Origin of the sequence: Maribacter luteus (assembly GCF_009674825.1) — a bacterium.
In the GTDB taxonomy this organism is placed as follows: Bacteria; Bacteroidota; Bacteroidia; order Flavobacteriales; family Flavobacteriaceae; genus Maribacter_A; species Maribacter_A luteus.
In genome coordinates this window covers 263,257-285,273 of sequence record NZ_WKJH01000002.1, presented here as the reverse complement: position 1 = coordinate 285,273, position 22,017 = coordinate 263,257, and the positions used below count along the sequence as shown (strand labels likewise).

Here is a 22,017-nt window from a genome sequence, read left to right as displayed (position 1 = left end):
TGTCAATAACGTAAAAAATGGATTCTTTAGTGTTGCTGTACTCCTAATAAAAGGTTAAAAATGAAAGTGTTGGGTTTAGGGGTGTTTTTGTTTTTTCAGTTTATTAATGTGCCTCGAGCCAATTTTGGCCAATGCCCAAGTCTACATCCAAGGGAACGGCAAGTTCATAAGCATTTTCCATTTCCGATTTGATCATGGCCTGTAACGCTTCCAATTCGGGTTTGTATACATCAAAAACCAATTCATCATGTACTTGTAAAAGCATTTTGGATTTGTAATTGCCTTCCCCAAGTTTTTTGTGGATGTTGATCATCGCGATTTTGATGATGTCCGCGGCACTCCCTTGAATGGGGGCGTTTACGGCATTCCGTTCTGCGGCTCCTCTAACTATGGCATTACTGCCATTGATGTCTTTTAAATACCTGCGTCTGCCCAAAACGGTCTGTACATAACCATTATCGCGGGCAAAATCTACTTGCTCACTAATATAACTTCGTAATTTAGGATAGGTCTTGTAATAAGTTTCTATCAATTCCTTGGCTTCAGAGCGTGAAAGATCGGTTTGATTGCTTAGTCCAAATGCCGATACTCCATAGATAATCCCGAAATTCACGGTTTTGGCATTACTACGTTGTTCTCGGGTTACCTCGGCCAAGGGAACATTGAAGACTTTCGAAGCTGTGGAGGCGTGTATGTCCTCACCGTTCTTAAATGCCTCGATCATGGTGGTCTCGTTGCTTAAAGCCGCGATTATGCGTAATTCTATCTGTGAATAATCCGCTGCCAACAAGATGTAATTTTCATCCCTTGGTACAAAAGCTTTACGTACTTGACGCCCGCGCTCCGTTCGTATAGGAATGTTCTGCAGGTTCGGATTGTTACTGCTCAAACGACCTGTGGCAGCGACCGTTTGCATGTAATCGGTGTGTACCCTTCCGGTTGAAGGTTCAATCTGTTCTGGCAAGGCATCGATATACGTACTCTTTAATTTTGAAAGTCCGCGATAGTCCAATACGCATTGCACGATCTCATGGTCTTTGGCCAAATAAGAAAGTACATCCTCTGCGGTGGAATATTGTCCGGTTTTGGTCTTTTTGGGTTTGTCCACCAGCTTCAATTTGTCAAAAAGGATTTCACCCAATTGTTTTGGGGATGCAATGTTGAATTCCTGATCGGCTTCTTTATAGATTTTTTCTTGAAGGTCCAAGATGTCCTTGTCAAGGTCTTTGGAAAGTGAGTGTAAAAATTCCTTATCCAGATTAATGCCTTCCAATTCCATGTCGGCGAGCACATGCAATAAAGGGATTTCGATGGTGTTAAAAAGTTCTTCGGTTTTGGCTTCGGCCAATTCAGGTCTAAAATGTTGCGCCAACTGGAACGTAATATCGGCATCCTCAACGGCATATTCGGTCTGTTGTTCCAAAGGCACGTCTCGCATACTCAATTGGTTCTTTCCTTTTTTGCCAATGAGTTCGGTTATGGAAACGGGGGTATAATTTAAATAGGTTTCCGATAAAACATCCATATTATGGCGCATATCGGGATTTATAAGGTAATGGGCCAACATGGTGTCAAAACATTTGCCTTTGACTTGAACATTGTACTTATGTAATACTTTGATGTCGTATTTCAGGTTCTGTCCAATTTTCTCTATTTCCTCTGATGCAAAAAACGGCCGCAAGGTTTCGATAACCTCTTGAGCTTCGTCTTTATTTTCGGCAAACGGTACGTAAAACCCTTTTCCGGCTTCCCATGAAAATGCGATTCCCACCAATTCAGCTGTCAACGGATTAAGTCCGGTCGTTTCCGTGTCAAAGCAGACGGAAGGCTGTTTCATTAGGTTTTGCATGAAGAGTTTCATGGCCATAGGGCTGTTGATGCTCTGGTAAACATGCGCAACATCCTTTATCGTTTTTCTGCCCGAACTTTCTGTAATAGTCGCTGGTGAGTCACCATCGTTTCCGAATAAGGAAAACTGACCCTCACCCGCACTTGTTGCTGTTTTTTTAGGAGTTGGAGAGTCCTCCGAATTTGTATCGGCAGTATTTGTGTTGAATATTTTGGCAAATTGGTCTTTGAGTCGTCTAAATTCGAGCTCATCAAAGATTTCCTGTACTTTTTCATTATTAGGCTCGGACATTTCATAGTCCTTTGCATCGAATTTTACATCTACGGTAGTACAGATCGTTGCCAATTTTTTTGAGAGTAATCCGAGTTCCGCATTCTCAATGACCTTCTCTTTCATTTTGCCTTTAAGCTTGTCTGTGTTGGCAAGGAGCCCTTCCAACGAACCAAATTCATTGATGAATTTTTTTGCCGTTTTATCACCTACACCCGGAAGACCTGGAATATTATCACTGGCATCGCCCATCATGCCCAAATAATCGATCACTTGTTCAGGGTGTTCTACCCCAAAGCGCTTTTGTATTTCTGGTATTCCCCAAATCTCGATGCCGTTACCCATACGGGCGGGGCGGTACATGAAAATATTCTCGGAAACCAATTGTCCAAAATCCTTGTCCGGCGTTACCATATATACTTTGTACTCTTCTTTTTCTGCTTGCTTGGCCAAAGTGCCGATGATATCATCGGCTTCCCATCCTTCTTGAACCACTACCGGGATATGCATGGCCTCCAGGATTTGTTGAATGTAAGGGACAGCTATTTTTATCGCATCTGGGGTTTCGAGACGGTTGGCTTTATAGTCAGGGAACATTTCAGTACGTTCCACGCTGCCTCCTTTATCAAAACATACGGCTATATGGTCTGGTTTTTCACGTCTGATGACATCGAATAGGGAATTGGTGAACCCCATAATGGCAGAAGTGTCCATGCCTTTGGAATTTATTCTTGGGTTTTTTATAAGTGCATAATACCCACGGAAAATCAAAGCGAAGGCATCTAATAAAAAAAGTCGTTTTTGCTCGGCCATTTTAGGTTTTTTAATTTTCGTAAATCTACGAAGATTATAATTTTCAGTAATGTTGTTACTGGGGTTATTGATTCTATAAATCCTCTGGTTTGAACTTGCTCTTAAATGAGAAGGCATATGGGGTCTCTCCATTGGTCTGCAGATATTCCAATCTTTCCTTTGCTTCCGATGGAGTAGGGAAAATACCTTCTTTCACATACCAAAGCGCCATATGCATATCTTCCATTTTATCGAACCACTCCTTTTTGCGTTTCAACACTTCTACATGCATGGAATTGTATACATATTCTTTGAGTGATGTGGCATTTTCCCAAACGGACATATTGATGATAAGATAGTCATTATCGAAAATCTTAATGGCCGTTGCATTGTCCTCTTCATCCTTAAGCCTCCAAACAAAACCTTTGCTTTTATCCGCAATGGCATTGATGCTGTCAAGATTATTTACAAAGTCGGCCATGATCGGACTATCGATCGGGGGTTTCATTTTCGCGATATTTACTTGTGCTAAATGCATAGACTTATACCATTATCGTTTTATAAAAGAATCTGAAGGGTTGTTTACATGTCCTTCATTGGAATATTGACGATAGGTAAACCCTGGATGTATGCAAAAACTACCGGTATCCCCTTTTTTGTTCATAGCGATAAAACCTATTTGAAAATCTGTATTGTCCTTGTTTTTGGCCATGATACGTTTTACACCTTCCTCACAGGCTTCTTGGGGCGATTTTCCTTGGCGCATTAATTCTACGATCAAAAAGCTGCCCACGGTACGTACAACCTCTTCACCAACACCGGTTGCAGTGGCCCCACCGACTTCGTTATCAACGAAAAGTCCGGCACCTATAATGGGTGAATCCCCAACACGACCGGCATATTTATAGGCCATACCGCTTGTGGTACAGGCTCCGGAAATATCACCGTTTTTATCAATGGCCAACATGCCAATGGTATCGTGGTTTTCAATATTGATGATAGGCTTGTACTTTGATGTTTTTTTCCATTCGAGCCATTCTTGTTTTGATTTTTCGGTAAGTAGGTTCACTTTCTCGAACCCTTTTTCATAAGCGAATTGTTCGGCTCCTTTACCGGCAAGCATAACATGGGGCGTATCTTCCATTACCTTGCGCGCCACGGAAACTGGGTGGGCTATGTTCTGCATGGCCAATACGGCCCCACAATGTCCATCTTTGTCCATGATGCATGCATCCAAGGTTACATTTCCATTTCTGTCCGGACGACCTCCTTTACCTACCGTTTGGTTGTTTTCGTTGGCTTCCTCAACCATAACACCTTGCTCAACGGCATCCAAAGCACTTCCTCCATTTTTCAAGACTTCCCAGGCTTTGGCTGTGGCGTTTTGAAAATTCCATGTGCAAATGGCAATGGGTTTGGTTTCTACGGTGTGGTCATTGATCTTTGTTTCAATTTTTCTGGTGTCTGGGTATGAGGCCAATAAAGGGGCCGAAACCAATCCGGCGGTGATCTTAGTTGAATTTTTAAGGAATTTTCTTCGTTTCATCTGTATGCGTTACTTAATTTTAGGGAGTTAAATATAACAATATGTTAGTAGAAGTCTGTGCCAATTCCTTGGAATCTGCAATGAATGCACAAAAGGCCGGAGCCGATAGGATTGAACTCTGTTCAGAGTTGGCCGTTGGGGGAATTACCCCTTCTTATGGATTGTTAAAAGCTGTAAAAGAAAATGTGGACATTCCCGTTCATGTGCTAATTAGGCCACGAAGTGGTGATTTTTCATTTACCGAAGATGAGTTTAAAATCATGAAACGGAATATTGAACTGTGTGCTGATATGGGTTTCGACGGAATCGTTTCAGGGGTTCTGCAAACGAATTTCACTTTGGATTTGGAAAAGACCAAGATGTTGGTCGACTTGTCCGGGGATTTGAAATTTACTTTTCACCGGGCATTTGATTGGGTCGTTGATCCAATGGGCACCATGAAGCAGTTGGAGGGTTTAGGGGTTGATTATATTCTGTCTTCAGGGCAAGAAAAGTCGGCTTTGGAAGGGATCAATTTATTGACTCGGCTTCAGCATGAAGCTTCTACATGTTTAATAATGCCCGGTAGTGGGGTGAATGCCGGTAATGTGCGGGAATTCAAGAAAAATGGCTTTAAAGTGGTTCATTTGTCAGGGTCATTGTTTGAAACCCGATTGTTGAATGCCCCAAAGGTATCTATGAATTCGCCTTCTTTTTTAAAGGACAAGGGTGTTTTTGTTTCCAATGTCGAGGTTGTTCAAAAAGTAATAAAAGAAGTTAAATAAACTGTAAAGGATGCGAATAGCGTTCACATTAGAAATAACTTTGTAAAAAATAGGATTATGTTACGTTGGATAATTTTTGTGGCACTTTACACCGCACTTGGTTTCTATGCTTTGCAGGCACTTAGGACGGTAACACGGTTCCCGTGGGTCTACTTTACCTATATGGGTATTTCGCTGATCGTGCTTTTGAATTTTATATATCATTTTACTTGGGGTGAAGATGCCGGAAGGGTCTTGAGCAGACCCAAGAGTTATGCGTTTGGATTTTTACTTACCATTATCGTTTTTAATCTTATTACGGTCATTTTTCTTTTCTCTGAAGATTTGTTCCGTTTTTTAACAAGTGTGTATCATAAACTGTTCGGTGGGAATAAAGAACTGACTTTTCCCGAGCGAAGAAGGTTTTTGAGTATGATCGCAATGGGGATCGCCGCTATTCCTTTTGGGGCATTGCTTTATGGTATGTACAGGGGGAAATATAATTTCCAGGTTTTGAAATATAAGATGGAGTTTGATGATCTTCCCGATGCCTTCGATGGTTTTCAGATAACACAGATTTCCGATGTGCATAGCGGTAGTTTTGATAATCGAAAAAAAATAGAATACGCAATTGATCTTATAAATAAGCAGCAAAGTAATGTTATTTTGTTTACGGGGGATATGGTGAACAACAAGGCCGAAGAGATGGAGCCTTGGAAAGAGACCTTTGCGCGGTTGGAAGCAAAGGATGGGAAGTTTTCCATCTTGGGCAATCATGATTACGGTGATTATGTAGATTGGGAAACACCGGAATTGAAAAGTAAGAACCTAGAGGACCTTAAAGTACTACAGCGCGAGATCGGTTTTGATCTTTTATTGAACGAAAGCAGGTATTTGAGTAAAGGGGATGATAAGATCGCATTGGTCGGTGTTGAGAATTGGGGTCGTGGAGGATTCAAGAAAGCCGGGGACTTGTCCAAAGCGGCCGAAGCGATAGCCAAGGATGACTTTAAGATATTGATGAGTCATGATCCATCCCATTGGGAAGATGTCGTGATTAGCGATGATTACCACTATCATCTTACCTTAAGTGGTCATACCCATGGTATGCAGTTCGGGATAGAAATACCGGGATGGGTAAAATGGAGCCCAATAAAATGGCGCTATAAATATTGGGCCGGTATTTATGAGGAAATGGGTCAGTTCATAAACGTGAACCGTGGATTCGGCTTTTTAGGTTACCCTGGCAGGGTGGGTATTTGGCCAGAAATATCGGTTATTACCCTAAAGAAAAAGTCGTTAACATGATTTTAACGGCAAACTTTGACTACAATTAGGTGGCAGAAACTGGTGTTTTAACATTTTTTCTTACATTTGATTTGTAACCGAAACAACTATATATGTCGAAGTTTGGTGAACTCATAGATTTACCTGTTCCAGTTTTATTGGATTTTTATGCCGAATGGAACGAGCAATCAACTGCAATGCATGCCGTACTTAGGGATGTTGCGGCCGCTCTGGGGGATAAAGGTAAGGTCATTAAGATAGATGTGGATAAGAACAAGGAATTGTCCCAGGCATTACGTGTAAAAGGATTGCCGACCCTAATTATATACAAAAAAGGGGAGATGGTTTGGCGCCAAAGTGGGGAGCAAGATGCCAATACACTTATCGGTATCCTAAATGAATACGTTTAATACTTTGTTATTTGGGTAATACGGCCCTTTTGAATAACTTATTTAAAATAAAAACACCTATCTATATTTTGTAGATAGGTGTTTTTTTTATTGGTTATGGTCTAAACACAGGATGTTAAACCAATTTTGACCTGCTTTTATTCGCTGGTTTTAACGGTGTCCAAAGCTACGGTATCCTTAAAGTCCGGATTATCCTGCATGAGGGGTTCATCCTCTTCCAGCATCTCATCTTGATAAAAATGACTGAACTTGTCAATATATTCATTGAAAATGATGGTTTCCTTTTCTGCCATCTGCCTGTCATTGTTCTCAATAAGTACATCTATCAACCTACGATACGATTCCATATCGGATATAATGTCATCGATTTTTTTGTATTGCTGGTCTAAAGGTATTCCTTCATAATACTCCAAGCGCTCTTGGTATATGTTTTTCAGGGTTTCATAAATTTCGTGGGCCTTGTTGGTTTCGCCCACCTTGTAATAGCCATCTATGAAAGGAAGTACAAAATGGTAGTAACTGAAGTATGCAACGGGCATCTTCTCCATGGCGAGGTCAATGATTTCCTTGGCCTTGTCAACCTTGTTTTCTTGAATCAATTTCTCCATTAATCGGGCAAGGTTACTTCGGTAAGAAATGCCTTGGACCCTTGTCTGTGGATCGTGATAGATATCCGGGCTGCCCGAGTTGCCCCATTCCCAGTTGGTAACGATGTTGTACATGAGTTCGGAATCTATCCGGCCCATATCAAAGGAATTACTTCGTTCTGTTTTTATAGGGACCAATTTATAGGCCATTCCGTCTAATTGAAGATAATCTTTCATCCAGATGAATTCGGCATCATCAAAGCTTCCTCCTGAGAAGTACAAAGGCCGTTTCCAATCGTTGTTGGCCACAATATCGAGCATCATCATACTTTTCTTGGTAATGGCACTTGGAAGGTCAATGTCTATGTAATCCACGATTTGCGCAGAATCCTTCACTTTTACCAATCCGCTCTCCAAAACATTCGTTTTATTAACTGGGATGCGTATTTTTTGGGTAGGATAGTATACCAGATTTTGCGTATTCTCGGGATATTCATCTACATCAACATCTTGTTGTTCCAAGAAAAACTTGAACTTGGTCTGGGGTTTGTCGCTATCTATCCAATCAATAAAATCTTTAATGTTCCAGCGACTCTTTGAAACTTCCCTGTTGAACAATGGGTCAACATTTTGGAAGTAAAGAACGTCCCTAGATCCCCATCGGTATTTGTCGTGGGTGATTTGGGAAGGTATTGGGTCGCTCGTATATGCTTTACGCTTCATTTGATCCACATACCAGTCCGTTTCAAAAAGACTTGTACAAACAATACGCACATCGGTCCTGTAATTTTCAATTTCCTGTGCGTACCAGAGAGGGAAAGTATCGTTGTCCCCGATAGTGAACAACAAGGCCCCAGCATCTTTTTGACAAGAGTCGAGGTAGGCTTTTGCAGAGGATTCGGCGGTATAACGGTTAGATCGGTCGTGGTCGTCCCAATTTTGAACGGCCATTACCGTAGGTACGGCCAACAGGCATAGTACGGTAATTACAGGTGCCAAAACCGTTGGGTTCACCCATTTCTTGAATTCATCGAACAGGCCATATACTCCAAGCCCTATCCAAAGGGCGAAAACATAGAATGAGCCAACTAAGGAATAATCCCTTTCCCGGGGTTGGAATATATACGGGTTCGTGTAAAACTGTATGGCGATTCCCGTGAACAAAAAGAAAACCAGCAAGACCCAAAACTGTTTCGGGTTTTTCGAGACTTGGAACAATATTCCGATGATTCCTAGAATAAGCGGTAAAAAGAAATAGGTGTTACGTGCTTTATTGTCCTTGATGTCACTTGGTAGGTTGTCTTGACTGCCATGAAAAGCGCTGTCGATAATCGGTATGCCCGATAACCACTTGCCGTTTTCGTCGTAACGACCCTGTATATCATTGTTCTTGCCAACGAAATTCCACATGAAATAACGCCAGTACATGTAACCGAATTGAAACTCGAACATGTATTTTACATTGTCCCAAATGGTCGGGGGTTGTACTTCAAGATAGTCATCGAACCGTTTTAGGAAGCTTATGTATTGTTCAGCATCTATATCCCCGTTGGCATATCCGGTCTTTACTTGGGCTACTGCTTGTCTAAGTTCATCGTTGGATTGTTTCATCTTAAAATCCAACGGCCCAAAATACTTCATATAATTTTCGGCATGCTGTCCGCTCCACATTCGGGGTAAAATACCTTTATGCTTTTCGTTGGAGTCTTGCAGTGCATTTTTATAGTAGTTTACGATTACGTATTTCCCTTTTTCATAATCTTTTTCGTACTTGGGCTTATCATCTTTTTCCTCACCTGCAGGAGCGAAAATATCGGAATAATACGCGCCGTAAACAGGACTGTCAACACCAGGGTATTGTTCCCTGTTGTAATAGGCCAATAAGGATCTTGCATCTGAGGGATTGTTCTCATTGATCACCACATTGGCATTGGCCCTGATGGGGAGCATTAACCATGTAGAGAAACCGAAGAACAGGAACATGATGCAAAGGACGATGGTATTCGCATTGCGAAAATCGTTTTTGCGTGTATATCGTAATCCAACATAAAAAGTGATGATGAAAATAAGTCCCATGATCAAGGATCCGGAATTAAAGGGTAATCCAATGTTGTTTACAAAGAAGACCTCTGCCCATCCGAATAACTTCAGGACGTAGGTCAGCGAAAACTTATAAACCAGCATTAGGACCGCGATGACCATGATATTGGCCAAAAGGAAATTTTTTACAGTGGTGGTTTTGTATTTTTTGAAATAATAGAGTAAACCTACGGAGGGGATGGCTAAAAAGCCCATGAACTGAACCCCGAAGGTTAGGCCGACAACAAAGGAAATAAGTACCAGCCAACGGTTGCCACGTGGTGTGTCCAGGTTATCCGTCCATTTGAGTCCAAGCCAAAGGAGCAATGACATGATCAAACTTGCACTTGCATAAACTTCGGTTTCAACGGCATTGAACCAAAAACTATCGGAAAATGTGAACGCTAAAGCACCAACCAAACCGCTACCAAGGACCGCTACCGATTTGCTATCGGAGAGTATTTCTTTTTCACCGATCAATTTTCTGGTAAGATTGGTAATTGTCCAAAACATAAAAAGAATGGTAAACGCGCTACTTACACCGGAAACATAATTGACCATTCGGGCAACTTGATCGGGTTCAAGGGCGAACATAGCGAAAAACGCCCCGATCATTTGTAATAATGGTGCTCCTGGGGGATGGCCAACCTGTAATTTTGCGGAAGTTGCGATATATTCCCCGGCATCCCAAAAACTACTTGTGGGTTCTACGGTAATACTATAGGTTATAAGTGCTATAAAGAAGACTACCCATCCGAGTATGGTGTCCCATTTTTCGAAGTTCTTAGAAAACATGCAATATTTGGTTTTACCTTGAGGGCGAATTTAGTAATTAAAATATATATGCTCACACATTTTTGATAAACCTTTAACAACGCAAGTTGGTGTTTTTTCGATGAATGTTTTTAAAAATGTTTGCTCAAACCAAACTTTGTTTTAAATTTGCACGCTCTAAAGCTGAAACAATTTCTAAATTTTTTTCGGAGTTGGGCTTTAGATGAGGTATTGGCCTATGGTGTAATTGGCAACACAGCTGGTTTTGGTCCAGTCGTTCTAGGTTCGAGTCCTAGTAGGCCAACAGATTTAAAAAGAATCCTGATATTGAAAAATATCAGGATTTTTTCGTTTTTGGTAAATTTTCTTTACTTCAAAGCTGAAGTTATGCTGGGTTCGTGGGGTCCTTATATCTTAAATAAATGAGGAAATGGCTTTATTCCTTGGGAATACTGCCTTGGTTGTCCTCATCTTTCAGGTCTAAATCAATATTGTTTTGGGTATTGGGTGTTTCCGATTTCGGTAATTCATTTTCCTCTAATGGATCATGTGGGATTTCGTTATCAGTTAGAATACTTGGTTTTTTTCCTTCTTTGATCAAGGCCCAAGTCATGATCAGACTAGTGGCTATGATAACGAAAAGTAAAATACCAGATTCGAAATTTGCCACTTCCGCCTCTTTTGGAATGGCATAAAATAAAAGAACGGTTATAAGTCCCCGTGGGGCTATAAACAGTTGGGGCATTATATCGCTGCCAAAAAAAGTACGGAGTATAACAAATCGTATAAGGTAAATAGAGATGATGATCAAGATGCTTATCATAGCTACACTTAGGCTAAAAAGTGAAGAGATGGCTATGGTAAGACCGAATATCACAAAGAAAAACGTGCGTACCACAAAGGCGGTTTCCAGTGTGATGATGTGAAGTTCATGGTACATTTGGCCTACTTTGTCATTTTTCAGAATACGGGATAACCTGCCGGGAAAGAACAGTTTCACATTGGCGATGACCAAACCGAAGATCAATATGATGATAAGTGAGGAAAGGTGGAATTTCTTTCCGATGGCATATAATAACAAGAGTATGGCAATCAATAAAAATAATTTTGCCTGACTTTTTATACGTTGAAATATAAGGATGATGGCATAGCTCGCGATAAGTGCTATAACAACTGTTATTAAAAGGTTTATTGAAAACCCTGCAAAACCTGTGTCCTCTGCGGGGTTCAATCCTCCGATAAGAAAATAGAACATCATAATGCCCATGATATCCGAAAATGTACTTTCGTAGATATGAAACTCTTTTTTCGATTCTGAAAGTCCACTTACACTTGGAATGATGATCGCACTGGACAATATGGATAAAGGAGTGGCGTACAGCCATGCCGATTGCATGGTCATTTCAGGTATGAACTGATGCATAATGAGGGCTGCGGCCCAAGCTGAACCCAATAATCCCAGTAAGGCAATACCCATAGCTTTAAGAATGGGGATTATTTTTTCTTTTTTTAGTTCAAGTTCTAGGGCAGCTTCAAGAACGATCATAATTAGACCAACAATGCCCAATATTTCCAAGGCCCCATCGAATTCGGGTTTATCGGGCATAAAATAGCCTAATGCATATTGAAGGATAATACCTAGGGCGATCAACATTAATACCGACGGAATATTGGTTTTTTTGGATAGGCCGTTAAACCAAAATGATAAAATTATAATGATAGAAGCTTCAATGATAATGTTGTAAGAAGAGAAAATTTCCATAAAAAAGGGCTTTGGTCCAAAGGCTAAAAGTAATATTTAATTATAACTTTAAATAAGAAGGATTATTAATAGGGGATATCTTGAAAATAAGCTTGTTGCGGATACTAAAAATGTTGTATATTTGTGCCACTGAAAGGATATTAAGGTATTCATGAGGGGACAATTTGTCCCCTCTTTTGTTACTGAAAATTATGTTGAAGGATAAAGTAAAGGCCCTTTTGAACGAAGCCCTGGCCCAGGACGAATCACTCTTTTTAATCGATTTTACCATGGGTGCGGACAATAGCATACATGTGGTATTGGATGGGGATAAGGGTGTAAGCGTTCAAGATTGTATAAAAGTGAGTAGGGCAATAGAACATAACCTGGATAGGGACGAGGAAGATTTTTCCTTGACCGTTACTTCTTCGGGAGCTGCGTCCCCGATGGTTGACCCACGGCAATACAAGAAGAATATTGGTAGAAAAATAAAGGTGCAGACCATCGAGGAATCGTATGAAGGTAATCTTACCGGAGCCGATAACCAGGGTATTGTGCTGGAATGGAAAGCAAGGGAACCCAAACCCATAGGAAAAGGGAAAACAACGGTTCAGAAAAAAAAGGAGATCTTATTTTCTGATATTAAGGAAGCAAAAGTTATTTTAAAATATTAATTGTAGTATATAAATGGAAAATATTGCGCTGATTGAGTCTTTTTCGGAATTTAAGGATGACAAATTCATTGACAGGGTAACATTAATGGCAATCTTGGAAGATGTTTTTAGAAACGCGCTTAAAAAGAAATTCGGTTCCGATGATAACTTCGATATAATTATAAACCCTGATAAAGGGGATTTGGAGATATGGAGAAACCGTATCGTAGTTGAAGATGGGGAAGTCGAAGAGCCAAATGAAGAGATTTCATTGTCCGAGGCAAGGAAAATCGAGCCCGATTTTGAAGTTGGAGAAGATGTTTCTGAAGAGGTGAAATTGATCGATTTGGGTCGTAGGGCGATTTTGGCATTACGTCAAAATCTGATTTCAAAGATCCATGAACACGATAATACCACCATATATAAGCAATTTAAAGACTTGGAGGGTGAAATTTATACCGCTGAAGTACATCACATAAGACATAAGGCTGTAATTTTGTTGGATGATGAGGGTAATGAGATTATTTTGCCTAAAGACAGACAAATTCCATCTGACTTCTTTAGAAAAGGGGATAATGTCAGAGGGGTTATCGAAAGTGTGGAGCTTAAGGGAAATAAACCTACTATTATCATGTCAAGGAGTTCCCCTCGCTTTTTGGAGCAGCTTTTCTTTCAGGAGATACCAGAGGTTTTCGATGGTTTGATCACTATCAAAAAAGCAGTTCGTATTCCAGGGGAAAAGGCCAAAGTGGCTGTTGATTCCTATGATGATCGTATTGATCCGGTCGGTGCCTGTGTGGGGATGAAAGGTTCCAGGATACATGGTATCGTTAGGGAGTTGGGAAATGAAAATATTGATGTTATCAACTGGACGAGTAACCCTCAGTTGTTGGTAACCAGGGCATTGAGCCCTGCAAGGGTTTCTTCGGTGAAACTAAATGACGAAAAAATGACCGCCCAGGTTTATTTAAGGCCTGAAGAGGTTTCCAAGGCCATTGGTAGGGGAGGTCATAATATCCGTTTGGCAGGAAAACTTACGGGTTATGAGATAGATGTGTTCCGTGAAGGGGTAGAGGAAGATGTGGAGTTGACCGAATTTTCAGATGAAATCGATGCTTGGATCATCGAAGAGTTCAAGAAAATCGGAATGGATACTGCAAGAAGTGTGTTGGAGCAAGATGTGGACGATCTAGTGAAAAGAACGGACTTGGAAGAGGAAACGATTTCCGAAGTTGTTCGTATACTTAAAGAAGAATTAGAAGATTAGCTATATATTAGCGGCAGTTTTAGAATAAGGAAGTAATATTTATGGCAGACAATGCAACAATTAGACTTAATAAGGTACTAAGGGAGCTCAATATCTCTTTGGACAGGGCAGTGGATTTCCTAAAGTCGAAAGGGCATGAGGTTGAGGCGAGGCCCACTACAAAGATATCTGAGAAGGTACACCAAGTGCTATTGGATGAGTTCCAAACCGATATGAGCAAGAAAGTTGCTTCTAAGGAAGTAGGGGAGGAGAAAAGAAAGGAGAAGGAAGCCATAAGATTGCAGGTAGAGCAAGAGCAAGAAGAGCGGAGGTTGGCACGTGAAAAAAGGGCGGAGGCCTCTGAACGCATCATCAAGGCCAAAGTTGAGCTTGCCGGACCTAAAACTGTAGGTAAGATCGATCTTAATCCTAAGAAAAAGGCAGATCCGGTTGTAGAGAAGAAAATTGAAGAAGTTAAGAAAGAGGAAGATTCAGCCAAGGTAGAACCTAAGAAAGTTGAGGTTGTCAAAAAAGAGGAGCCTAAGAAAGTAGAGGTTAAAAAAGAAGAAGTTAAGAAGGAGGAGGTTAAGAAGGAAGAGGTTAGGAAGGAAGAGGTTAAAGAAGTTGTTGCCCAGCCCATTGTTGGGAAAGAGGAAAAACCAAAAACTCCAATAGCTAAGGAAGAGAAAGCCGAGGATGTTGCTCCTGCAGCAGAGGAAGAGCCAAAGAAAGAAGAGAAGATAAAAACCCAATATCAAAAACTTAGTGGTCCTAAGATAATGGGGGACAAAATCGACCTTAGTCAATTTAATAGGCCTAAGAAGAAAAAAGAGGACCCAAAGGCCTCGAAGGACAATACGGATAGGAAAAAAAGAAGAAAAAGGATTGTCAGTAGTCCTGGTAGTGGTCCTGGCCGTAATACCACCCCTAGAACAGGTGGTCCTGGAAACAGAAAAGGAGGTAAACGTTTTGCGACGGTTAATAAAGTTGAACCTTCTGAAGAAGATGTTCAAAAACAAGTACGGGAAACCTTGGAGAAATTGCAAGGGAAATCCAAGAAAGGAAAAGGCGCAAAATATAGAAGGGATAAAAGGGACCAACACCGTCAGCAAACCGAAAAAGATCTGGAGCAACAAGAACTTGAAAGTAAAATACTTAAAGTTACCGAGTTTGTTACCGCAAGTGAGGTTGCGACCATGATGAACGTTAGTACAACGGAAATTATCTCTGCCTGTATGTCGCTTGGTATCATGGTAACCATGAACCAAAGATTGGATGCTGAAACCTTGTCCATCGTTGCGGATGAATTTGGTTATGAGGTAGAGTTCGTTACAGCTGATATTGAAGAAAGTATCATAGAAGAAGAGGACGCACCGGAAGACTTAAAACCAAGGGCGCCGATAGTGACCGTAATGGGACACGTTGACCATGGTAAGACTTCTTTGCTGGATTATATTCGTGAGGAGAACGTTATAGCAGGTGAAAGCGGGGGCATTACACAGCACATTGGTGCTTATGCGGTGACACTTCCCGGTGGACAAAAAATCTCATTCTTGGATACCCCAGGTCACGAGGCCTTTACGGCAATGCGTGCGCGAGGGGCCCAAGTTACTGATATAGCGATTATCGTTGTGGCTGCTGATGATGACATTATGCCACAGACCAAGGAGGCCATTAGCCATGCCCAAGCAGCTGGTGTGCCGATTGTTTTCGCAATAAACAAAATAGATAGGCCTACGGCCAATCCTGATAAGATTAAAGAAGGTCTGGCACAAATGAATTTGTTGGTCGAAGATTGGGGAGGTAAGATCCAATCCCATGATATCTCGGCCAAAACAGGTGAAGGTGTTAAGGAACTATTGGAAAAAGTACTTCTTGAGGCCGAGTTGTTAGAATTGAAGGCCAATCCTGATAAGTTAGCATCCGGTACGGTCGTTGAGGCCTTTTTGGATAAAGGAAAAGGTTACGTGTCGACAATTCTGGTACAAGCAGGTACCCTGAAAATCGGGGATTATGTTTTGGCCGGTACCTGTAGTGGTAAGGTCAAGGCCATGCAAGATGAAAGGGGTAAAGAGGTAAGTGAAGTCGGACCTTCGTCCCCAATTTCAATCCTTGGATTGGACGGTGCCCCACAGGCGGGTGACAAATTCAATGTATTGGAAGATGAGCGTGAGGCAAAACAAATTGCAACGAGGAGGTCTCAATTACAAAGGGAACAGTCGGTGCGTACGCAAAGACACATCACATTGGATGAAATCGGAAGACGTATTGCCTTAGGTGATTTCAAAGAATTGAATATTATCCTTAAAGGTGATGTGGATGGTTCCGTTGAGGCGTTGACTGATTCTTTCCAGAAATTATCAACCGAAGAAATTCAGGTCAATATTATCCATAAAGGGGTAGGACCAATAACCGAATCCGATGTGCTTTTGGCTTCGGCTTCCGATGCGGTGATTATCGGGTTTAATGTGAGGCCAATGGGCAACGCAAGAATGGTCGCTGAAAAAGAAGAGATAGATATTCGTATGTACTCGATTATCTATGATGCTATCAATGATCTTAAGGATGCAATGGAAGGTATGCTTTCGCCAGTAATGAAGGAAGAGATTACCGGTACTGCGGAAATTAGGGAAACATTCAAGATTTCTAAGGTCGGTACCATTGCAGGATGTATGGTGACCAATGGAAAAATATTCCGTAACTCCAATATCCGCTTAATACGTGATGGTGTGGTGATATACACAGGAACCTTGGCTTCGTTGAAACGATTTAAAGATGATGTCAAAGAAGTCGCGAAGGGATATGATTGTGGTTTGCAGATAAATAACTATAATGATATCAGGGAATTGGATATTGTAGAGGCATTCCAGGAGGTAGCTGTTAAGAAGAAATTGAAATCAAAATAAAATAAACAATAAATATTAGGCAAAAAAAAATCGACTTGATCAAGTCGATTTTTTTGGTTTTAAAAGCATCGCATCAGGATATTTGGCGCGAACTTCGATAAATTTTCTTTCGGCCTCGAGTTTTGTTTTGAACCGCCCGACCCGAACACGGTAGGTGGGTGAGTCAAAATCTATTTTTGAAAATAGGTCGGGGAAATCAATCTCCACATTTTCCTTTATACGTTGGGCTTTGGCATATGAACCGAAGCCAACCTGTATTTTATAATAATCATGACTTTCATTCGATGATTTGTAAATGCTTAATAAGTCTTTGATCCGATTGTCTTCTTGTATGTTGACGTGTCCGTTCTGGGCGACACCAACGGTGGTCGACAAAGCGATAAGACCAGTAATTAACAGTTGCTTCATTATTATGTAGTTATAATATGGATTGCGTTTTTGCAAAAGTAAATTTTAAATGAATAAGGTAAACTTTTCTTTCTTATTTAGAATAATTATAAATTGAGATTATCAATACCTTAACATTTTGCAAATAAAGTCTAATCCTTATTTTTGCCCTCAATGCAGGTACGGTTTCTTTGAATGTGTTTATCCTTTAATATAGTAATAACCGTGCCAAAATTTCGATTGAAATATTCTATATATGAAAAAGGTAACATACCGCAATCAAATTTCTAGAGTTTTAGGTGTTAGTCTAGTAGTTTTTCTACTTTTTTCCGGTGCTATTTTTGGGCAGGATGAAGCTGCGGCTGCTGGTGATCCAGCAAAGGGTAAGGCTCTTTTTAATCAAAATTGTGCCGCATGTCATGCATTGAATAGGAAAATGACCGGCCCGGCTTTGGCAAATGTTGAATCCCGTCTAAGTGAGGATGAAGGTTTAGATCGTGAATGGATCTATGCATGGGTTAAGAATAGCCCAGGTGTTATAAAGTCCGGTGATGACTATGCGAACAAGGTGTTCAATGAGTATAATCAGGCGCCTATGACTGCTTTCCCGACATTGTCGAACGGTGATATAGATAATATTTTGGCGTATACCGCCGCACCTCCTCCGGAGCCCGTTGTTGCTGAGGCCGCAGTAGCGGAAGAAGGGTCTGGGGATTCTTCTGGAATTTCCAATGAGTTGATATTAGGGGCTTTAGTGATAATATTCGGGCTTTTGGTCATGATGTTGGTATTGGTTCAAAGAACCCTAAGGCGTATTGCGGTTGCCAATGGTCTTGATTTGGAAAAAGAAAAGGCGGAACGCGGTTTGCCGTTGTGGAAGGCATTCGCACAAAATCAGTTCTTGGTTTTGGTAACTGTGGTTTTATTGTTGTTGTCCGGTGCTTATTTTGCATATGGTTGGTTAATGCAAGTTGGTGTTGATCAAGGGTATATGCCAATCCAAGAAATTCATTATTCACATAAGATCCATGCGGGTGATAATAAGATCGATTGTAAGTATTGTCATTCATCTGCCCGTGTTTCCAAGCATTCAGGAATTCCTTCCTTAAATGTTTGTATGAATTGCCATAAATCTATTTATGAGTACAAAGGAAATGCCGAAGGTCCTTCAAAAGAAGATTTGGCCAATGGTTATACCAATGAATTCTATACAGGGGAGATAAAGAAATTGTATAAGGCCGTTGGTTGGGATGAGGACAATCAAAGTTATACCGGTGAAAGCAAACCCGTAGAGTGGGTGAGAATCCATAACCTTCCCGATTTGGTTTACTTTAACCATTCACAACACGTTTCCGTTGCTGGTATTGAATGCCAGACTTGTCATGGTCCTGTAGAGGAAATGGAAATCATGTACCAGTATGCTCCGTTGACCATGGGGTGGTGTATCAACTGTCATAGGGAAACCAATGTCAAGGTTGAGGACAATGAGTATTATGCAAAAATACATGAAGAGCTTTCCAAGAAATATGGGGTCGAAGAGCTTACTGCTGCCCAAATGGGTGGTTTGGAATGTGGAAAATGTCATTATTAATAAAATTAAGTAGCTAATTACAGATATAGTATGGCATCAAACAAAAAATATTGGAAAAGCGAAGCGGAGTTAAATCCAAACGATTCCATTGTTGAGGCGCTAAGACAGAATGAATTTGTTGAGGAAATTCCTGTTGATGAATTTTTGGGGGACAAAGAGAAACTGTCCTCGACCAATACAAATAGAAGGGATTTTTTAAAATACGTAGGTTTTAGTACTGCGGCTGCATCTTTGGCAGCCTGTGAAGGGCCGGTTAAAAAATCGATTCCTTATGTTGTTCAGCCTGAAAGGATTATTCCCGGAGTAGCGAACTATTATGCAACTACAATTGCCAATGGTTTTGATTTCGCTAGTGTATTGGTTAAGACCCGTGAAGGTAGGCCGATAAAAATCGAGAATAATACAGATGCCAAGGTTAATGGTGGTGCAAACGCTCGTGTTCAAGGCTCGGTATTGTCCTTATATGACAGTACAAGGTTGCAAGGACCTGTAAAAGGGGGTGAGGCAATTGAGTGGAGTGCATTGGATGCTGATGTCAAGGCGAAATTAAACGCCTTGAAAGGTTCTGGTAAACAAATAGCTTTGTTGACCCAGACCTATGCTAGTCCATCGACTTCAAAATTGATTGCGGAGTTCAAGGAAATGTACGGTTCAGTGAATCATGTTGTATATGATGCAATTTCCGAAGATGCCGCGTTAACTGCTTTTGAGGCTAGATATGGTGAAAGGGCTTTAGCGGACTATGATTTTGAAAAAGCCGAGGTTATCGTTTCTTTCGGAGCTGATTTCCTAGCTGACTGGCAAGGTGGGGGGTATGATAGTGGATATTCCAAAGGGCGTGTGCCGAAGAATGGCAAAATGTCCAAGCATGTTCAGTTTGAAGCCAATATGTCTTTGACCGGGGCCAATGCGGATAAGCGTGTTGCCTTAACACCTATGCAGCAAAAAATTGCTCTTGCCAAGTTGTATGCCAAATTGAACGGTACTTCTATAGGGGGTGAAATTCCTGAATATGCCCAACAGGCCATTGATGCTGTTGTTGCTGAAATAGATAAGAACAAAGGTGCGGCGGTTGTCGTTACCGGTTTGCAAGATGTGAATGCCCAGGCGGTTGTTCTGGCAATCAATGAAAGTTTGGGTAGTAAGTCGTATGATGCAAAAGCGCCCAAATATATCCGTCAAGGAAGTGTTAAGGGTTTAAATGCATTGGTAGCGGACATGAAGTCAGGTCATGTTGGTGCATTGATTATGGATGGTGTTAATCCAATGTATACTTTGCCAAATGCTTCTGAGTTTGAAGAAGCACTTGGAAAGGTGGATTTGTCTGTAAGTTTTTCAACAAGTTGGAATGAGACTACGGAGGTTACCCAATATGCTGCTGCAGCAAACCATTACTTGGAGTCTTGGGGGGATACCGAAATTAAAAAAGGCCATTATAGTCTTATACAGCCAACGATAAAAGAGCTTTTCGATACACGACAATTCCAAACGGCCTTGTTGGCTTGGATGGATAGTGATAAGAGTTATTACGATTATATAAAAGAAACATGGGATGCCGATGTATTGGGAGGTGCTGATTGGAATCAGGCCCTGCATGATGGTGTATATGTTTCAGGGTCAAATTCAATAGATCAATTTGTTGAAACCGTTGCGAGTACGGTAGGCCTGGATGAAGTTGATACTTCCGGGGTCGATGTTTCATCGGCAGTAAGGAACTTATCCAAAGCCGTTAGTGGTGGAGGCATGGAGCTTACTTTGTATTCTAAGGTAGGTATGGGAGATGGTCAACAAGCCGGTAACCCATGGTTGCAAGAATTTCCGGATCCAATATCGAGGGTATCATGGGATAACTATGTAACGGTATCCAAAGCTGATGCTATTACATTGGAATTGGTCAATGAACATGCTGCAAACGGAGGTTTGGATGGTAGTTATGCGAAATTGACCGTGAATGGTGTTACCGTGGATAATGTTCCTGTTTTGATCCAACCCGGTCAAGCACCTGGATCTATAGGTCTTGCTTTAGGTTATGGTCGTTCGGTAGGTATGAAGGAAGAAATGAAAACAGGTGTTAATGCCTATCCTTTATATCAAGGGTTTAACAATGTGCAATCCGTAACCATTGAAAAGACTGCTGGTATGCATGAATTTGCATGTATACAATTGCATAATACCTTAATGGGTAGAGGTGATATTATTAAAGAAACCACATTAGAGATCTTTAACACAAAAGATCATGCAGAGTGGAATAAAGTTCCGATGGTCTCGTTGGACCATCAAGAGGTAGAAGCTACATCTGTTGATTTATGGGATAGCTTTGATCGATCTATCGGTCACCACTTTAATATGTCCATAGATCTAAATGCTTGTACCGGTTGTGGGGCTTGTGTTGTTGCCTGTAGTGCAGAGAACAATGTGCCTGTTGTCGGTAAGGAAGAGGTAAGGCGTTCTAGGGATATGCACTGGTTGCGTATAGACAGGTATTATTCTTCTGAAGATACCTTTGAAGCTGATAATACCAAAAAGGAAGAGTTCGATGGCTTGTCCGGAGATAAAGGTTCTTTAGGTGGTTTTGGTGAGTTGGAAGATCCGGCTACAAATCCGCAAGTAGCTTTTCAGCCTGTAATGTGTCAGCATTGCAACCATGCTCCTTGTGAAACCGTTTGTCCTGTTGCGGCGACATCCCATGGTCGACAAGGGCAAAATCAAATGGCATACAATAGGTGTGTAGGTACAAGATATTGTGCTAACAACTGTCCATATAAGGTTCGTAGGTTCAACTGGTTCTTATACAATAATAATGACGAGTTCGATTTCCATATGAACAATGACTTAGGTAAAATGGTCATCAACCCTGATGTTACCGTTAGGTCTAGGGGGGTTATTGAAAAATGCTCTATGTGTATACAGAAAACACAAAAGACCATTCTTGATGCCAAACGTGATGGTAGGGTAATCAAAGATGGTGAGTTCCAAACAGCTTGTTCTATGGCTTGTAGTAATGGAGCGATTGTGTTCGGGGATGTCAATGATAAGGAAAGTAAGGTCGCGGAATTGAAAGAAAGTGATCGTATGTACCACCTTTTGGAGCATGTGGGAACAAAACCTAATGTATTCTATCACGTTAAAGTGAGAAATAACAACGAAGCGTAAAAA

The 22,017-nt window shown here is 41.1% G+C and carries 14 protein-coding genes and 1 tRNA gene; 9 read left to right on the top strand and 6 right to left on the bottom strand.

Translation table 11 applies throughout. The annotated features are described in order from the left end of the window. Positions 1-103 precede the first annotated feature (103 nt). The 3 genes from polA to GJ691_RS04405 form a co-directional block, all read right to left on the bottom strand. Positions 104-2,932, bottom strand: a complete 2,829-nt coding sequence (gene polA / locus GJ691_RS04415; RefSeq protein ID WP_154364163.1) for a DNA polymerase I — start codon at positions 2,930-2,932, stop codon at positions 104-106. Positions 2,933-3,005: 73 nt separating this feature from the next. Further along, positions 3,006-3,449 (bottom strand): DUF3291 domain-containing protein, encoded by a 444-nt coding sequence (locus GJ691_RS04410; RefSeq protein ID WP_154364161.1) that lies wholly within the window; start codon positions 3,447-3,449, stop codon positions 3,006-3,008. Positions 3,450-3,461: 12 nt separating this feature from the next. Next, complete coding sequence (locus GJ691_RS04405; protein ID WP_154364159.1) at positions 3,462-4,457, bottom strand: isoaspartyl peptidase/L-asparaginase family protein; 996 nt, start codon at positions 4,455-4,457, stop codon at positions 3,462-3,464. A gap of 41 nt (positions 4,458-4,498) precedes the next feature. Here GJ691_RS04405 and GJ691_RS04400 point away from each other — a divergent pair, with 41 nt between their 5' ends. The 3 genes from GJ691_RS04400 (at position 4,499) to GJ691_RS04390 (ending at position 6,897) form a co-directional block, all read left to right on the top strand. Then, positions 4,499-5,221: a copper homeostasis protein CutC gene (locus GJ691_RS04400; protein WP_154364157.1), complete on the top strand. Its 723-nt coding sequence runs from the start codon at positions 4,499-4,501 to the stop codon at positions 5,219-5,221. A 57-nt stretch (positions 5,222-5,278) separates the two neighbouring features. Further along, positions 5,279-6,508, top strand: coding sequence for a metallophosphoesterase (locus tag GJ691_RS04395; RefSeq protein WP_154364155.1), 1,230 nt, complete (start codon positions 5,279-5,281; stop codon positions 6,506-6,508). 92 nt (positions 6,509-6,600) lie between these two features. Next, the gene (locus GJ691_RS04390) at positions 6,601-6,897 is read left to right on the top strand and encodes a thioredoxin family protein (protein ID WP_154364153.1); all 297 of its coding nucleotides are present in this window, start codon (positions 6,601-6,603) and stop codon (positions 6,895-6,897) included. Positions 6,898-7,034: 137 nt separating this feature from the next. Here the strand turns inward: GJ691_RS04390 and GJ691_RS04385 are convergent, their stop codons facing one another. Beyond that, positions 7,035-10,358, bottom strand: a complete 3,324-nt coding sequence (locus GJ691_RS04385; protein WP_154364151.1) for a glycosyltransferase family 117 protein — start codon at positions 10,356-10,358, stop codon at positions 7,035-7,037. 211 nt (positions 10,359-10,569) lie between these two features. Between GJ691_RS04385 and GJ691_RS04380 the strand changes: the two genes are divergently transcribed. After that, a tRNA-Gln gene (locus GJ691_RS04380) sits at positions 10,570-10,641 on the top strand. Positions 10,642-10,773: 132 nt separating this feature from the next. Here the strand turns inward: GJ691_RS04380 and GJ691_RS04375 are convergent. Continuing rightward, complete coding sequence (locus GJ691_RS04375; RefSeq protein WP_154364149.1) at positions 10,774-12,099, bottom strand: cation:proton antiporter domain-containing protein; 1,326 nt, start codon at positions 12,097-12,099, stop codon at positions 10,774-10,776. Between the two features lie 191 nt (positions 12,100-12,290). Here GJ691_RS04375 and rimP point away from each other — a divergent pair, with 191 nt between their 5' ends. The 3 genes from rimP to infB are packed head-to-tail and all read left to right on the top strand — an operon-like array spanning position 12,291 to position 16,883. Beyond that, entirely contained in the window at positions 12,291-12,752 is a 462-nt protein-coding gene (gene rimP / locus GJ691_RS04370; protein ID WP_154364147.1) for a ribosome assembly cofactor RimP, read from the top strand. Between the two features lie 13 nt (positions 12,753-12,765). Continuing rightward, positions 12,766-13,998, top strand: coding sequence for a transcription termination factor NusA (gene nusA, locus GJ691_RS04365; RefSeq protein WP_154364145.1), 1,233 nt, complete (start codon positions 12,766-12,768; stop codon positions 13,996-13,998). A gap of 41 nt (positions 13,999-14,039) precedes the next feature. Next, entirely contained in the window at positions 14,040-16,883 is a 2,844-nt protein-coding gene (infB, locus tag GJ691_RS04360) for a translation initiation factor IF-2 (RefSeq protein ID WP_154364143.1), read from the top strand. Between the two features lie 39 nt (positions 16,884-16,922). Here the strand turns inward: infB and GJ691_RS04355 are convergent, their stop codons facing one another. Beyond that, on the bottom strand, positions 16,923-17,291 hold the full coding sequence (locus GJ691_RS04355; protein WP_154364141.1) for an SPOR domain-containing protein: 369 nt from the start codon (positions 17,289-17,291) through the stop codon (positions 16,923-16,925). A gap of 235 nt (positions 17,292-17,526) precedes the next feature. Between GJ691_RS04355 and GJ691_RS04350 the strand changes: the two genes are divergently transcribed. Together GJ691_RS04350 and GJ691_RS04345 are read left to right on the top strand one after the other, a co-directional pair. Next, positions 17,527-18,861, top strand: a complete 1,335-nt coding sequence (locus GJ691_RS04350) for a cytochrome c3 family protein (RefSeq protein ID WP_154364139.1) — start codon at positions 17,527-17,529, stop codon at positions 18,859-18,861. A 30-nt stretch (positions 18,862-18,891) separates the two neighbouring features. Next, positions 18,892-22,014, top strand: coding sequence for a TAT-variant-translocated molybdopterin oxidoreductase (locus tag GJ691_RS04345; protein WP_154364138.1), 3,123 nt, complete (start codon positions 18,892-18,894; stop codon positions 22,012-22,014). Positions 22,015-22,017 lie beyond the last annotated feature (3 nt).

What these genes read in the sequence shown, in the direction of transcription:
- polA (WP_154364163.1), bottom strand. Translation starts at nt 2,932, where the DNA reads ATGGCCGAGCAAAAACGACTTTTTTTATTAGATGCCTTCGCTTTGATT.
- GJ691_RS04410 (WP_154364161.1), bottom strand. Translation starts at nt 3,449, where the DNA reads ATGCATTTAGCACAAGTAAATATCGCGAAAATGAAACCCCCGATCGAT.
- GJ691_RS04405 (WP_154364159.1), bottom strand. Translation starts at nt 4,457, where the DNA reads ATGAAACGAAGAAAATTCCTTAAAAATTCAACTAAGATCACCGCCGGA.
- GJ691_RS04400 (WP_154364157.1), top strand. Translation starts at nt 4,499, where the DNA reads ATGTTAGTAGAAGTCTGTGCCAATTCCTTGGAATCTGCAATGAATGCA.
- GJ691_RS04395 (WP_154364155.1), top strand. Translation starts at nt 5,279, where the DNA reads ATGTTACGTTGGATAATTTTTGTGGCACTTTACACCGCACTTGGTTTC.
- GJ691_RS04390 (WP_154364153.1), top strand. Translation starts at nt 6,601, where the DNA reads ATGTCGAAGTTTGGTGAACTCATAGATTTACCTGTTCCAGTTTTATTG.
- GJ691_RS04385 (WP_154364151.1), bottom strand. Translation starts at nt 10,358, where the DNA reads ATGTTTTCTAAGAACTTCGAAAAATGGGACACCATACTCGGATGGGTA.
- GJ691_RS04375 (WP_154364149.1), bottom strand. Translation starts at nt 12,099, where the DNA reads ATGGAAATTTTCTCTTCTTACAACATTATCATTGAAGCTTCTATCATT.
- rimP (WP_154364147.1), top strand. Translation starts at nt 12,291, where the DNA reads ATGTTGAAGGATAAAGTAAAGGCCCTTTTGAACGAAGCCCTGGCCCAG.
- nusA (WP_154364145.1), top strand. Translation starts at nt 12,766, where the DNA reads ATGGAAAATATTGCGCTGATTGAGTCTTTTTCGGAATTTAAGGATGAC.
- infB (WP_154364143.1), top strand. Translation starts at nt 14,040, where the DNA reads ATGGCAGACAATGCAACAATTAGACTTAATAAGGTACTAAGGGAGCTC.
- GJ691_RS04355 (WP_154364141.1), bottom strand. Translation starts at nt 17,291, where the DNA reads ATGAAGCAACTGTTAATTACTGGTCTTATCGCTTTGTCGACCACCGTT.
- GJ691_RS04350 (WP_154364139.1), top strand. Translation starts at nt 17,527, where the DNA reads ATGAAAAAGGTAACATACCGCAATCAAATTTCTAGAGTTTTAGGTGTT.
- GJ691_RS04345 (WP_154364138.1), top strand. Translation starts at nt 18,892, where the DNA reads ATGGCATCAAACAAAAAATATTGGAAAAGCGAAGCGGAGTTAAATCCA.